We start from the raw sequence: 13,883 nt of genomic DNA on the forward strand, positions 1-13,883 counted from the left end.
CATGAGCCGTCCACGTGGTTTCACCTTGCTGGAAGTGCTGATCGCCCTGGCCATCTTCGCCACGGTCGCCGCCTCGGTGCTGACCGCCGCCAGCCGCAGCCTGATCGTCGCCGGGCAGCTGGAAGACAAGACCCTGGCCGGTTGGATTGCTGACAACCGCATCACCGAATTGCAGATCAAGCGGCCCACCCCGGGCGAGGGGCGTGAAGACAAGGTGCTGGAGTACGGCGGTCGCCAGTGGGAGACCCACAGCGAGATCGAGGCTACCAGCGACAAGGGCCTTCGCCGTGTCACCGTCTGGGTGGCGCCCAAACCTGAGCGGGGTGCCAGTGCGCCGATCAAGGAGCGCTCCGTGTTCAGCCTCACCGGCTTCCTGGCGGTGCGTGGATGAACCGGCAGCGGGGCTTCACCCTGCTGGAGGTGATGATCGCCATCACGATTTTCGCCCTGCTCGGGCTCGGCACCTACCGCATGCTGGCCACGATGATGAAGGCCGACGAGGTGACCCGCGAGCACGAGAAATCCCTGCGTGAACTGGGGCGCGCCTTTGCCTCGCTTGACCGGGACCTGAGCCAGGTGCTGCCGCGCGTGGTGCGTGATGCCTACGGTGACGAGCGCGGTGCCCTGGTGGGTGAGCTGGGCGCCACCGACGGCACCGCAGCCTTTGAGTTCAGCCGCGCCGGCTGGCGCAATCCCCTGGGCAGTGCCCGCTCTCAGCTGCAGCGCGTTCGCTGGCGCCTGGCCGGCTCGACCCTGGAACGCGTCTACTGGTCCGTACTCGACCAGGCGGTGGACAGTCCACCACGGGTGCAGAGGGTGCTCGAAGGTGTCAGTTCGGTGGAGCTGCGTTACCTCGACGACAAGGGGCAGTGGCAGGAGCAGTGGCCGCCGAGCCTGGGCGATTCGGATCCGGCCAAGGCTCGCGGGCGCCTGCCGGTGGCCGTGGAACTCAAGCTGGAGCATCGTCACTACGGCGCGTTGACGCGGCTCTACCGGCTGCCGGAGATGGGTGTAGAAGAGCTGCCCAGCGATGGCGGTAACTCCCCCGACAACGACAAGAAACCGCCGCCCGAACCCAACCCGGACGCCGGCAAGGAGAAGGGCGTATGACCCGCCAGCGCGGCGTCGCCCTGGTCACCGTGTTGCTGGTGGTCTCCATTGTCACCGTCATCTGCGCGGGGCTCATCCTCCGCCAGCAGTTGTCGATCCGTGGTAGCGCCAATCGCATCGCCATCCAGCAAGCCTGGCACTACGCCCTGGGCGGCGAGGCCCTGGGCCAGTCGGTGCTGCTGCGCGACCTGAAGAAACCCGGCAGCGACCCGCGCGCGCCCATCGACCATCCCCTGGAAGACTGGGCCCGGCCGTTGCCGGTGTTCCCCATCGACCAGGGCGAGATCGGCGTGCACATCGAAGACTTGGCCGGGCGCTTCAACCTCAACAGCCTGGTGCCGGGCGACAAGGTGGACAAGCTCTCCGTCGAGCGCTTCAAGCGCTTGCTGCTGCGCCTGAAGATCGAGAAACCCTACGCCGATCGCCTGGTGGACTGGCTGGACAAGGATCAGGAGCCTACTGGCGAGTACGGCGCCGAGGACAATCAGTACCTGCTGGCCCAGCCCCCCTACCGCACCGCCGGCCGCGAGCTGCAGGACGTCTCCGAACTGCGCCTGTTGCTGGACATGAGCGAGGAGGATTACCGGCTGATTTCCCCATGGGTCTCGACGCTGCCGGCCAAGGTGCCCCTCAACATCAACACCGCCAGCCCTCTGGTGCTTTCCTGCCTGGCAGACAACCTTGACCCTGCAGCTGCACAGTCGCTGGTCAGTGGGCGTGGACGTGAAGGCTACAAGGACATCCGCAGCTTCCTCGACCAACCGGCCATGGCCGGGACCGGTGTGCGTGCAGCGGGCCTGGGGGTAGGCAGCGCCTATTTCCAGGTGCGCAGCGAGGTGCGCCTGGGGGATCGCAAGGTGGTATTGCTCAGCACCCTGCAGCGTGACCCGAAGGGTGTGGTCCGTGTGCTCAAACGTGATCTCGGTCAGCCGGGCTACCTGGCCCAGGCGCCTCTTGAACAACAGGAAGAATGACGATGGATTGCCTGTTCATCCCGCCTCTCGGCGGGGCGGCACTCGGCTCCGATTGCCCTGTGCATTGGCAAATGTCCTCTGGGGAGGGGCGCAGCCTTTCGCTGGCGGAGTGCGCTGCGCAGTTGCAGGGACGGCCAGTGGCATTGGTGCTGCCCATGGAGATGGCCAGTGCCTTTGTCGTCAGTCTGCCGACCCAGAAGGCGCGGCTGATGCGCCAGGCGCTGACATATACGGTCGAGGAAATGCTCGCCGAAGATGTCGAGCTGTTCCACTTGGCCCTCGGGGCCCAATTGCCTGACGGACGCTTCCCGGTAGTGGCCATACGGCGCGACAGACTGGCAGGGTGGCTTGAAGAGCTGGAGGACCTTGGCCTCAAGGTTGCCGCTATTCATATGGATGCTGATCTCCTGCCTCGTGACGGTGAACAACTGCTGGTAATTGGCGGGCGTGCGCTATTGGGGGGCGCCTGCGAGACGCGACTCGCTTTTCCCGTTGGTCACTGGTCCAGCCTTGGCACGATGTGCAAGCCCGAAACTCAGCCCCGGCAGGAGGACGAGCCCTACCGTTCGCTGTCGGCTGGGATCGCGGGTGCCATCGACCTGGCCCAGGGCGAATTTGCACCACGCAGGGAGAATCGGGCCTGGGCGGTCTGGCGCCCCTTCATGGCGCTTGCGGGTTTTGCCGTGCTGGCGTTCCTGGCCTTCAACATGACTCAGGCCTGGCTGCTGGAGCGCAGCGGCGATGCTTATGCCAAGTCAAGCGAGGCGCTCTACCGCGAGCTATTCCCCGAGGACAAGCGGATCGTGAATCTCAAGGCGCAGTTTGCCGAGCATCTGAGCCAGGGGAACGGTACGCAGGGTGGTTTCATCGCCCTGTTGGACCAGGCTTCCAGTGCGATTGGTGAAGCTCACTCGTCCCTGACGGTGAGCAATGTGGACTACAGCCAGACACGGGGTGATCTGGCATTGCAGGTGCGTGCAAAGGACTTTGCTGAGCTTGAGAAGCTGCGCCTGCGTTTGGTCAAGGCCGGACTGAGCGTACAACTGGGCTCGGCCAGTCGTGAGGAAGGGGGCGTTACCGCCCGTGTGGTATTGGGAGGTGGAGCATGAGCGCGCTGATGGAGATCGGCACACGCTTGCGCGCCGGACTGGAGCAGTCGCCCCTGTGGCATCGCTGGCAGCATCTACCGCCTCGCGACCGCCTGGCGCTGGCGCTGCTGGGTGGTTTTCTCGCCCTGGTGTTGTTCTACCTGGCGGTCTGGTCGCCTGTGGCTGCGCGTGTCGAACGGGCCCGTGCCTATCAGCAACAGCAACTGGCACTGTTCACCTATATCCAGAGCAATGCGGACCGGGCCAGGCGCCAGGGGGCCCGCTCACGGGTGGAGCTGGCGCCTGACCAACTCCAGGGGCTGGTTACCAGCAGCGCACAGAAGCAAGGCCTTGCGCTGGAGCGTCTCGACAATGAGGGTAATGGTGGGTTGTTGGTGACCCTGAGCCAGGCGTCATTCGAGTCGATGCTGAAATGGCTGGCGGAGCTGGACAAGCGCGGCGTCACTCTCACCGAGGCCAGCCTGGACAAGGTCGCCACCGGCAAAGTCGATGCGCGACTGACGTTGATGGTGGCAGGGCAGGGCCGCTGAGCACTGCCAGGTAGGCAACCGGCAGAAACACAAAGGCCCCCTGGATTTCTCCAGGGGGCCTTTCGTTGTCTGGCGCATCCGGCGGGATTCGAACCCACGACCCCTCCTTCGGAGACTAATGCGGTACAGGAATCTTGGTTGGCGGCAAGCGTCCAAAAATGCCTCTAAGTGCCGTACTGCAAGGGTTTCGTCTTTAACTGCGTCTTGCAGTTTAAGGCGAATAGCGACATCTGGGGGCAGTTACTCTTGGCACAAAAAACGAAATCCGGAATATCGATTTTTGACCACTAGCTAGACCCTGGCGCGTCCTACCGTCGTTTCATTGAGCCTGAGTTCGGCTCGCGACATGCAGCGAGCATCGTAGCTCAGTGGAGGTTAACAGATCGCTGGTACCTGGCACCGCTCCGGCTCCATCGGCGCGTGGAATGCTCGACTACAGTCGTGCTGCGCCTGAATTCGCTCAAACCTGCTTTTGTCCTGTGCTGTTACATATGCGCAACCCAGGACTTTGGTTGGCCAAAAGCTATCGGCACGTGTCTATGCATTAAGGACTCTGCTCCTGCATGAGGCAATGGCAGAGCGACAAGCACCGGGATTCGCGGGCAGGAGGCTGGGTAGTCAGCTCACTCGTTCTTGGCGTTTATCTCGGCAGAGGCGTTGCCAAACGACTCCCAGTGGGCAACCAGCTCATCCACGCGATCAGGAATGCGCGGTGACTTACTGAGCACTAGGCAGCGGGTCGTGCCCACATACTCCTCAAGGAGGTAGAGCGTGTCCCCAACGTCGACGCCCATCTCCTGCAGAGCGTCATCGGGTAGGCGAATAGCACCGTCGCCTTCCCAGTCCTCAATCACTACATGATTCCGCATCGTGACCCCAGGGAACGGTTGAATGGGTGTCCGCAGGGGGAAGCAACGGCGAGCCGTTGCCAACGAAGTCCCGCGGCGCAGATCGGCAGAATAGCAAAAAGCTCCTGGGCTCAGAGCGTTGTAACGACGCCGCCTGTCATCTCTAGCCGCAGCTTCTGACATTTGAACTCGCCCCAGGCCTGCCAGCTACCACCGCCGTTGTTGAGCTGAAAATCCCGCAATACCACCGGGGAAATTCACCATCCCCATGCCACACTCAGCTAATCCACCAGCAGCTCACTGATAGGTCATCGTGACTTCGCTCTGTAGCCACCGTGGCTGCACTCGATTACCGCAGACTGTCGGTGGCAGTCCTGCAAAAACCACTGAGTCTCCACAAGCCTTCACTGGGACACCTTCGCCGAATTAGCCAAATACACCCTCGTGACGACAGAACCCTCCACCGAATCGCCAATATCCAGCATGCGCCCCCGGAATAAATCGTTAAACCTCGACTGTCTTGGCCTTTCACTCACTCTATTCAAATGACACCGCCCCTGCCCCTGCGGACCATTAAACGGAGCCCCCCGCCAGGACAAATACGTATCATGAGGCGGCGGGTTAGCTTGGTAAGCTCGCTCTCAGACAACCTTTGTCGATGTGGCCGTCATGGAAGAAAGCGCGCAACAGCGCTCAGAACGCTATGTATCCGCCCGCAGCCAGCACCCCGCGTGGCTTTTGCTTGCCTCGCGGCGTGCTCCGCTCGTATTGGGCTGCCTGCGCACGTTGTTCGAGCGGGCGCATGATGGGATCCCCATGGAGGATGCGCTGCAAGCGCTGTCCGAAATGCTGGCTGCTTATGCCAGCCAGGAGCTTTACGAAATCGACCCGGATGCAACGCATCTCCAAGCAGGTCGTGAACTTCGTGAATGGATCAAGCGGCGTCTGGTCGTAGAACGAGAGGGGCGTATCTATGCAACCGACGCGTTGGAGTCCTCCATCCAGTTCGTCGATTCGCTGGATAGTCGGATCATGACTTCCACGGCATCTCGCCTTTCGGTGGTTCAGCGCGAGATCGAAAACCTGGAAACGGGTCTGAACCCCAGCCCAACTGGCCGTATTGCTAGCCTGCGCCGCCGAATCCAGGATTTGGAGCACGAGCTAGCGCAGGTAGAAGCTGGCCACGTCGTCGTGCTGGATGAAGCGCAGGCGATAGAGGGCATACGCGAGGTATATAACCTGGCCACCAGCCTACGCGCGGACTTTCGACGAGTTGAAGACTCTTGGCGCGAGGCGGATCGCGCTCTTCGACACTCCATCATCAGTGAGCAGTCTCACCGTGGAGAGATCGTCGATCGGTTGTTGGATGGGCAAGATGCTCTGCTCAACACACCGGAAGGGCGTGTCTTCGAAAGCTTCCAGCAGCAACTGAGGCAGTCCGCTGAGCTGGAAACCATGCGTGAGCGTTTGCGCACCATCCTTCGTCACCCAGCGGTTCCAAAGGCACTGAATCGTCCCCAGCAACGTGAGCTACGTTGGCTGGCGTTACGCCTGGTTCGGGAGTCGCAGGCTGTGCTCCAGGCGCGCGCCCGAAGCGAGCGCGATGTTCGCGGATTCATGAAGACGGGGCTGGCCGCCGAGCATCATCGCGTCGGACAGTTACTCAACGACTTCTTCAATCTAGCGCTCAGAGTCGACTGGCAACGCCAGGCAGAACGCCGTAAGCCTGCATGTTTACCACCAGTTGGCGTAGCCATTACCGGTATCCCGGCAATCGAGCGTCTCCGCTTCAAGACCCTGGATGACGATGATACGGGCGAACTGGATCTGAGTTTGAAGCCTGCGGGGTTGGAGCAGATTGATGATGACTTCTGGGATGCCTTCGACGGGCTGGATCGTGAAGCGCTGATTCAGGACACCCTGGCTGTGCTGGCGGAGCAGGGGCGCCCTGTGAGTCTCGGGGAGCTTGCGTCTTTGCTTCCACCTGCTCACGACCTAGAAACCTTTGCGCTCTGGTTGGCGATGGCACGCGAGGCAGGTATCGAGGTGCTGAAAGAGGAGCGTCAGCTCGTGGAGCTAGTTGACGAGGATGAGCAACGCTGGCGCTTCAATCTGCCTTATGTCGGACTCGACCACGAGGCACTCAAGGACATCGATTGGGAGTTGTGAGCATGGCAGGGATCTTCGATCGAATTGCAGGGGGCTCTGGCGCCGACGAAACGGAGCTGACGGTGGAGCCCATGGCGTTGGATGACGGCATGGATGATGAACAGCCTCTCATGAGTGCCGTTGTACAGGTCGATGAGCGCCGGACGCCGCAACGGGTACGTGAGGCCGTACAGGAAATGCTCAAGTACGGTCTGCTGGAAGAGAGTCACAAGCCCAACCTGTATCGCTCAGCGCTTTCCAATATCGAGGTGGTCAACAGAATACTGGAGCCGCTCGACCTGGCCATGGGGGTCGACGAAGTTCGGGGGCTGGTGTTCGTGACCGTTCGCCAGGGCGAGGTGGCCGAGCAGGATGACTGGTCGCACCCTCTCGTGCGTCGGCAAAGGCTTAATCTGGAGCAGTCTCTGCTGATAGCCATTCTGCGCCAGCATTTCATCGCCTACGAACAGGAAAGCGGTACGGGCGCCACTCAGGCACTGGTAGCGGTTGATGAGCTGATTCCGCAATTGCAGGTTTACCTGGGCGAACTGGGCAGTGAGGCGAAGGAGCGCAATCGCATCAGCATGCTGCTGGATCAGCTCAAGGGGCATGGCCTGGTATCGGCTCTGGACGCCCATGATCGCGTCATGATCCGCCCCATCATTACCCACTTAGCCAACCCGGAAAACCTGCAGGCTCTAGTGGCATGGCTGCGCGAGCAGGTGGAGGGCGCGGCTACGCCGGCAGCCGGTGCTGAGGAGGACGAGGCGTGAAGCAAGCACTACTCTGGCGTGACAGCGAGACCTTCATCCTCAGCAGCATCGAACTCTATAACTGGGGCGGCTTTCAGGGCTATCACCGTGCCGAGATCGATCCTTCCGGCACCGCCGTGATCGGCCCGACGGGGAGCGGTAAAACGACGCTTGTGGACGCTCTGATGACCCTGCTGTGCGCCAACCCGCGCTACAACCTGGCTTCTACGGGCGGGCATGAAAGCGACCGCGATCTGGTGTCCTATGTGCGCGGCGTCACTGGCCCCGGAGACGGAGGTGTGGAGCAATCGCATATCGCGCGCCAGGGTAAGACGGTCACCGCCATTGCCGCTACGCTCGAGCGTGATGGTACGCAGGTTCGACTGGGTGCTGTGCTCTGGTTCGAGGGCACCAGCTCTTCGGCGTCCGATCTGAAAAAACTATGGCTGTTGAGTGAGTCCCCCGAGCAGACGCTGGAGCATTGGCTCAGCCAGCATCACGCAGGTGGCATGCGGGCGCTGCGTCAGATGGAGAAGGATGGCACGGGGATCTGGCCCTATCCCAGCAAGAAAGCCTTTCTGGCCAGGCTCAGGGATTATTTCGAGGTGGGTGAAAACGCCTTCACCTTGCTCAACCGCGCTGCTGGCCTGAAGCAACTCAACAGTATTGATGAGATCTTTCGAGAGTTGGTGCTGGATGATCGCTCTGCCTTCGAGCGGGCTGCCGAGGTCGCAAGTAGCTTCGATGATCTAACGGACATTCACCAAGAGCTGGAAACCGCTAGAAAGCAGCAGCGCTCATTGCAACCGGTCGCCGATGGCTGGGAGCGTTACAGGGCCTTGCAAGAACAGCTGCAAGATAAACAAGCCCTCGAAGGCATCCTTCCAGTCTGGTTCGCCGAGCAGGGGTATCGCCTATGGTTGGCTGAAACCAATAGGCTAGAGAAGGAGCACAAGCAGGCTGAGCTGGATCGAGAACACTGCGAGAGTCGACTTGATGCCCAGAAGGGTGTGGTTGATCAGCAGCGTCAGCGCTACTTGCGAGTAGGTGGCGCTGGAATAGATCAATTGCGCGAGCGTATCGCTGAGTGGGGCAAGGTATGCGGTAGGCGTAGTCTGCAGGCCGAGCAATACCGACGCTTGGCCACGGGTCTTGGACTATCGGAGGAGCTAACGGCCGCCTCTTTAAAGGAGAACCAGGAGCAGATCACTGAACGCCTGGAAATCCTGACCCAGCAGCTTGATGGCGCGCGCGAACAGGCGTTCAAAGCCGGCCTCGCCCAGCAGGAGCTGAATGGTCGGTTACAGACCTTGCAGCAGGAGCGTGCTGAAGTTGAGAGACGGCCCGGCTCGAATCTGCCAGGGCTATTTCATGCTTTTCGGAGTGATCTGGCGCAAGAGCTTGGACTCGATGAGTCGACCCTCCCTTTTGTTGCGGAGCTAGTTCAGGTCAAGCCCGAGGAGCTGGCCTGGCGGGGCGCTATCGAGCGGGCCATCGGCAGCCACCGACTGCGCATTCTGGTGCCGCAGGGCTCATCCCAGGCTGCATTGCGCTGGGTGAACCAGCGGCACAACCGTTTGCATGTGCGCCTGTTGGAAGTGAGAGAGCCTGCTTCGCGACCGGTGTTCTTTGATGATGGTTTTACTCGCAAACTGACCTTCAAGGAGCATCCGTACCGAGAAGCCGTAAAGGCACTACTGGCAGACAATGACCGCCACTGCGTCGAAAGCCCGGAGCAATTGCGTCATACACCTCACGCCATGACGGCCCAGGGGCTGATGTCGGGCAAAGAACGATTCTTCGACAAGCAGGATCAGAAGCGCCTGGATGAAGACTGGCTGACCGGCTTCGATAACCGCGACCGCCTGGCTTTCTTGGCCGAGCAGATTCACGAGGTCAATGAACAGCTCGCGCCTGCCAAGCTGGCCTTGGATGCCGCGCAGGACGATGTCCGTCAGCTGGAGACTCAAGCTTCGCTGCTGAAACGCGTTGAAGAACTGCAGTTCGAGGATATTGACCTGCCGGGCGCGGAGAGTCAGCTGGAATCGCTGCGTACGCAACTGGCCACCCTGACGCGCCCCGATTCTGACCTTGCCATGGTCAAGGTCGAACTGGATGAAGCCGAGACCCTGCTGGAGTCTCTGGACCAACAGCTCCGCCAACTGATTGAGCAGTGCGTTCAGTTAAAAACACAGTTTGACCAGGCCGCATCCGCTACCCGTAAGGCATATAACGGCGCGGAAAAAGGGCTGAACGATACGCAGCGTGAACTAGCGAAAGAGCACTTCCCTACTCTGGCCCCGGAAGACCTCGGCGACATTATCGAGTTGGAGCGCAAGCATACGCGTGAGCTTCAACAGCAGCTCAAATCGCTCAGCGAAAAATTGGGTCATGAGCAAACAGAGCTAGCCAAACGAATGTCCGACGCCCTGAAGGTCGATACCGGCGCGCTTGCAGAGGTCGGGCGAGAACTGGTGGACGTACCCAGGTATCTGGAGCGTCTGCGTGTGCTGACCGAGGAAGCCCTGCCCGAGAAACTCAAGCGCTTTCTGGAATACCTCAATCGTTCCTCGGATGATGGCGTCACCCAGTTGCTCAGCTATATCGACCATGAAGTCTCGATGATTGAGGAGCGCCTGGATGACCTGAACAGTACGATGCAGCGTGTCGACTTTCAGCCCGGACGCTATCTGCGCTTGGTCGCGAAAAAGGTCATTCATGAAAGCCTGCGCACCTTGCAACAGGCTCAGCGCCAATTGAACTCGGCGCGTTTCATCGATGATGAAGGCGAGAGCCACTACAAGGCATTGCAGGCGCTCGTTGGCCTGCTCAAGGATGCCTGCGAGCACAGCAGGAATCAGGGGGCCAAGGCACTGCTGGATCCGCGCTTCCGCCTGGAATTCGCGGTCTCGGTGATCGATCGGGAAGGCAATAATCTCATCGAAACCCGGACAGGTTCTCAGGGCGGCAGCGGTGGAGAGAAGGAGATCATCGCCTCCTATGTACTGACCGCTTCCCTGAGCTATGCGCTCTGCCCCGACGGCAGCAGCAGGCCGTTGTTCGGCACCATCGTGCTCGACGAGGCGTTCTCGCGCAGTTCCCATGCGGTGGCCGGTCGGATCATTGCGGCGCTGAGGGAGTTCGGCCTGCACGCTGTCTTCATCACGCCCAACAAGGAAATGCGCCTGTTGCGCCACCATACGCGTTCGGCAGTCGTCGTTCATCGGCGCGGCGTGGGATCCAGCCTGGTTTCCCTGAGCTGGGAAGCGTTGGATGAACATCATCAACAGCGCATCAAGGCCATGCATGAAGTCGCCCACTGACATCGGCTGCAGCTTGGCGAGGCAATGGCAACGCTCCAGTGTTCGCCTGGAGCGTTTGCTCAATGCCGCTAGCTGGCCGCAAAGCCTCAACATCGGCAAACCTTCGCCACGCCTGTTCACTGACAACATCCAGGCAGTGCTCCGGCATGTGGAGAACTGGCGGAGTGTGAAGGTGGGTAAGGTCGACTGGGAGCCTGTCAGCTACCGAGCTGGACTGGATCCCATTTCCTTGCCGATGCGCTGGCACTTGCGTAGCCCCTCCGAATGGGTTGCTGCGACTAATGATCCAAGGGTCAGCCAGGAATACGCTCAACTCGAGTATTTGGTCGAGCAGGTCGACAGTGCCTTTCATCCGCTGCTGGTGGCACAACGGGGCTTATGGTTGACGAAGTCCCCTGAAGAAGTCGTCGCCACGGCGCAACTGGCCACCCGGTTGTCTCCAGGCTGTGCCCGAGGCCGTCCACTGCGCCTGCTTGCAGAGCACGGCGTAGACACCAAGTTTTTCGAGCGCAACGCCAGCTTGCTGACCAGGCTCCTCGACGAGCGCTTCGAAGGCGCGGCGTCCGAGCAGGGCCTGACTACTTTTGTGGATGCCTTTGAAGAAAGCAGTCATTGGGTTCTGGTCGTTCCCCTTCAGCCCGAGCTGCTGCCCTTCAAGCGGCTCAAGCTCACCACTTCGGAACTGGCCGAAACCCCACTTCCCGGTTCGCGCTTGCTGGTGGTGGAAAATGAGCAATGTGTTCACTTGCTGCCAGAAATCTTGCCGGACACCCTGGCTGTGCTGGGCTCGGGGCTCGATTTGCAGTGGTTAGCGTCCGCGCACCTGACCGGGAAACAGGTCGGATACTGGGGCGATATGGATACCTGGGGCTTGCTGATGCTGGCGCGAGCGAGACTCCATCAACCAGCAGTCGAAGCACTATTGATGGAGCAGGAGCTGTTTGAACAGCACTCACCGGTGAGCGCAGTCGTCGAGCCGACCAAAGCTCTGGAGTCGGCCCCACCTGGTTTGCTGGCTGGCGAAGCGGATTTCTATCGGTATCTGCTGGTGCAAGAACGAGGACGTCTTGAGCAGGAGTACCTGCCAAAGGTACAAGTTGAGCGCGCTATTGAGCAGTGGGCTCGGAAGGTCCCTGTATAGAGCGGCTGGCGGTGGGCTCAATACCCTGTAATCCTGAGACCGCTTACCCTTTAGCCACAGTCTTGGCTATACCTTCTCTGACATTTCCAACGTTGATCGCTTTAGACGGCCGGTTTTCAGCGTTGGCCTGCAACGAGTCTTTCCACCTCGTCGACGATCTCAGCTGCGGTGCAGCCCAGGGGATTAGCTAGCTTGATCAAGGTGGTGATCGTTGGCTGATTGATGCCCCGTTCCATCAGGCTGACGTAGTTACGCTGCAATTCCGCCTCATGGGCCAATTGCTCCTGGGTAAATCCTGCTTCGACACGCCGTCTGCGCAGGACCTTTCCGAACGCCAATCCGACTTCCACAGATGACTCCCCAAAAGGGAGGACTATCTGGGCGGTATTATCTCCGGTCTTAACAGTATATTGTGAATTTGGTAAAACGTGGCCTCATGGCATGGCGTCACCCCAGCGAATTGCAGGGCTGCCTTCCTACATGCCGTCTTCGTAATCGGTTGTAATTCAGTGCAAACGATTAATTGCCCATAAGTAAGCAGTTAAAAAGAAGGATGTTGAAAGTATATGAGGATTATTGGCATAGCTGCTTTCGTGTCATTTGCATTGTTTTTGCAGTCAGGAGTCTTCGCTGGCGAAACTGGAGTTCAGCAACTTGTTAAAAAATGCGAGGCTGCTTCCAAGGCGCACGGGTCCTCACCTGCACTCTGTTCGTGCACGCTGAAGAGGATGCAGGAGTATGGGTTCTCCGATTCGGAGATCGTTAATTTTTCTCGACGAGACTTCAAGCCCAAGGACATACATGAAGCTGAACGCCATATGGACTATGGCATCAAGATTCGACTAATAGCAGGGCAGTGCGGCTGATCAGTGTTTCTCAGCTATCAGTCCAGTCGTACGCCATTAATTATTCGGTTTGCAGTAAAGGATATTATGCGAGGATTTTCTAGGTTCATTTCATTATCTCTTGCTGGCTCCATTCTTGCTGGTTGCGGTAGTGAGGATTTCACGGGCGCATATCGTTATAAGATACCCGGTGGCGAGAGGGTAATGGTTCTCAACGTCCACGGTGATGAGGCCGAGATATTTGGGGAGGATGTGAGCGACGGTCGCATCAAGCCGCTGGTTAAGATGAATGCTTCAGTAAAAGATAAAAAGCTTCTCCTTGATGATGTTAATAGTTCCGAGCGCTTGGCCCTCAAGCGAAATGTAGATGAGCAAAGTGTCGATTGTCTCAACTGCAAGGTGCTTGGCATCAATGACGCAGCGGTTTGGAAGTATGACCCTAAAGGGCCTTATGACCTAGAGCAGATGCTAAAAGACCAAGCCCTTAAGGATGAAGAGGCACTGAATTCCGAAATGCTCAAGATGCAGGAGCAAATTTATGAGCAGGCCAAGCGAGGCGAAGAAGCAACCAAACTAGGTCCATATGAAGGTGATTGGGTTTATCAGAGAGCAACGAGACAAGACGCCTTGATTATCATGACTATCTGGCGCAAAAGTCAGATTAAACGCTGGTCGTTCCGATTTGAAACCATGGATCGAATAGGGCAGGAAGTACCAGGGTTCGAGGTCTCAGATGTTGGATTGAAGATCAAAGTTGGCTCTGAGAGCCGGCTATACAGCCTCAGCCCTGATAAGCAGATATTGACCTGCCTGAACTGCAACAGTCCCGAGCGCTGGGTCAAAGCTGACCCCAAGAAAGACCTCAGCGATCGCCATTACGCTCGACAGATGGCTGGCAATCCATAGTCCCTCTTGGGGCTTCCCTGTACGTTGGTGACCAGTAGTGAGCGATGAGCATTGTGGATGCTCATCGCCGTCCCCTCCTCTGCGAGCAGCGGAGCAAGGAGGTGGGGTTCTACCCCATTTCCACGGACGGTTTGAAAAGGGCTGAAAACTTCAAATCTTGCCGGGCGACTCTACGACGCATCCGTGGGTTATGGAAC

12 protein-coding genes are annotated in these 13,883 nt (G+C 59.2%); 10 read left to right on the forward strand and 2 right to left on the reverse strand.

Annotated features, from left to right (window positions below):
- Position 1: 1 nt before the first annotated feature.
- From gspI to BM198_RS26680, 5 genes are read left to right on the forward strand one after another with little or no spacing between them, the layout of a single operon-like run.
- Entirely contained in the window at positions 2-391 is a 390-nt protein-coding gene (gene gspI, locus BM198_RS26660) for a type II secretion system minor pseudopilin GspI (RefSeq protein ID WP_074973734.1), read from the forward strand.
- Positions 388-1,110: a type II secretion system minor pseudopilin GspJ gene (gene gspJ / locus BM198_RS26665; RefSeq protein WP_074973737.1), complete on the forward strand. Its 723-nt coding sequence runs from the start codon at positions 388-390 to the stop codon at positions 1,108-1,110. The genes gspI and gspJ overlap by 4 nt, the downstream gene beginning before the upstream one ends.
- Complete coding sequence (gene gspK, locus BM198_RS26670; protein WP_074973738.1) at positions 1,107-2,084, forward strand: type II secretion system minor pseudopilin GspK; 978 nt, start codon at positions 1,107-1,109, stop codon at positions 2,082-2,084. Before gspJ ends, gspK begins: the two co-directional genes overlap by 4 nt.
- 2 nt (positions 2,085-2,086) lie before the next feature.
- Positions 2,087-3,193, forward strand: coding sequence for a type II secretion system protein GspL (gspL, locus tag BM198_RS26675; protein WP_074973740.1), 1,107 nt, complete (start codon positions 2,087-2,089; stop codon positions 3,191-3,193).
- Positions 3,190-3,723 carry a type II secretion system protein M gene (locus tag BM198_RS26680; RefSeq protein WP_074973742.1) on the forward strand — a complete coding sequence of 178 codons (534 nt, stop codon included), beginning with the start codon at positions 3,190-3,192 and terminating at the stop codon, positions 3,721-3,723. The genes gspL and BM198_RS26680 overlap by 4 nt, the downstream gene beginning before the upstream one ends.
- 623 nt (positions 3,724-4,346) lie before the next feature.
- Here the strand turns inward: BM198_RS26680 and BM198_RS26685 are convergent.
- Entirely contained in the window at positions 4,347-4,592 is a 246-nt protein-coding gene (locus BM198_RS26685; RefSeq protein ID WP_074973744.1) for a hypothetical protein, read from the reverse strand.
- Between the two features lie 648 nt (positions 4,593-5,240).
- On the opposite strand from BM198_RS26685, the gene BM198_RS26690 reads away from it, so the two are divergent.
- Genes BM198_RS26690 through BM198_RS26705 form a run of 4 tightly spaced genes read left to right on the forward strand, consistent with a single transcriptional unit; the run spans position 5,241 to position 11,935 of the window.
- A complete protein-coding gene (locus tag BM198_RS26690; protein ID WP_074973746.1) occupies positions 5,241-6,740 on the forward strand; it encodes a DUF3375 domain-containing protein in 1,500 nt (499 codons plus the stop codon).
- A gap of 2 nt (positions 6,741-6,742) precedes the next feature.
- A complete protein-coding gene (locus tag BM198_RS26695; RefSeq protein ID WP_208610386.1) occupies positions 6,743-7,492 on the forward strand; it encodes a DUF4194 domain-containing protein in 750 nt (249 codons plus the stop codon).
- Entirely contained in the window at positions 7,489-10,794 is a 3,306-nt protein-coding gene (locus tag BM198_RS26700) for an ATP-binding protein (protein ID WP_074973748.1), read from the forward strand. Before BM198_RS26695 ends, BM198_RS26700 begins: the two co-directional genes overlap by 4 nt.
- Positions 10,745-11,935 carry a Wadjet anti-phage system protein JetD domain-containing protein gene (locus BM198_RS26705; protein ID WP_244165743.1) on the forward strand — a complete coding sequence of 397 codons (1,191 nt, stop codon included), beginning with the start codon at positions 10,745-10,747 and terminating at the stop codon, positions 11,933-11,935. Before BM198_RS26700 ends, BM198_RS26705 begins: the two co-directional genes overlap by 50 nt.
- A gap of 116 nt (positions 11,936-12,051) precedes the next feature.
- Here the strand turns inward: BM198_RS26705 and BM198_RS26710 are convergent, their stop codons facing one another.
- Positions 12,052-12,285 (reverse strand): helix-turn-helix domain-containing protein, encoded by a 234-nt coding sequence (locus tag BM198_RS26710; RefSeq protein WP_033942536.1) that lies wholly within the window; start codon positions 12,283-12,285, stop codon positions 12,052-12,054.
- 699 nt (positions 12,286-12,984) lie between these two features.
- On the opposite strand from BM198_RS26710, the gene BM198_RS26715 reads away from it, so the two are divergent.
- Complete coding sequence (locus BM198_RS26715; protein ID WP_083422486.1) at positions 12,985-13,686, forward strand: hypothetical protein; 702 nt, start codon at positions 12,985-12,987, stop codon at positions 13,684-13,686.
- Positions 13,687-13,883 lie beyond the last annotated feature (197 nt).

The sequence above is a fragment of the Metapseudomonas otitidis genome (assembly GCF_900111835.1).
Taxonomy (GTDB): Bacteria; Pseudomonadota; Gammaproteobacteria; order Pseudomonadales; family Pseudomonadaceae; genus Metapseudomonas; species Metapseudomonas otitidis.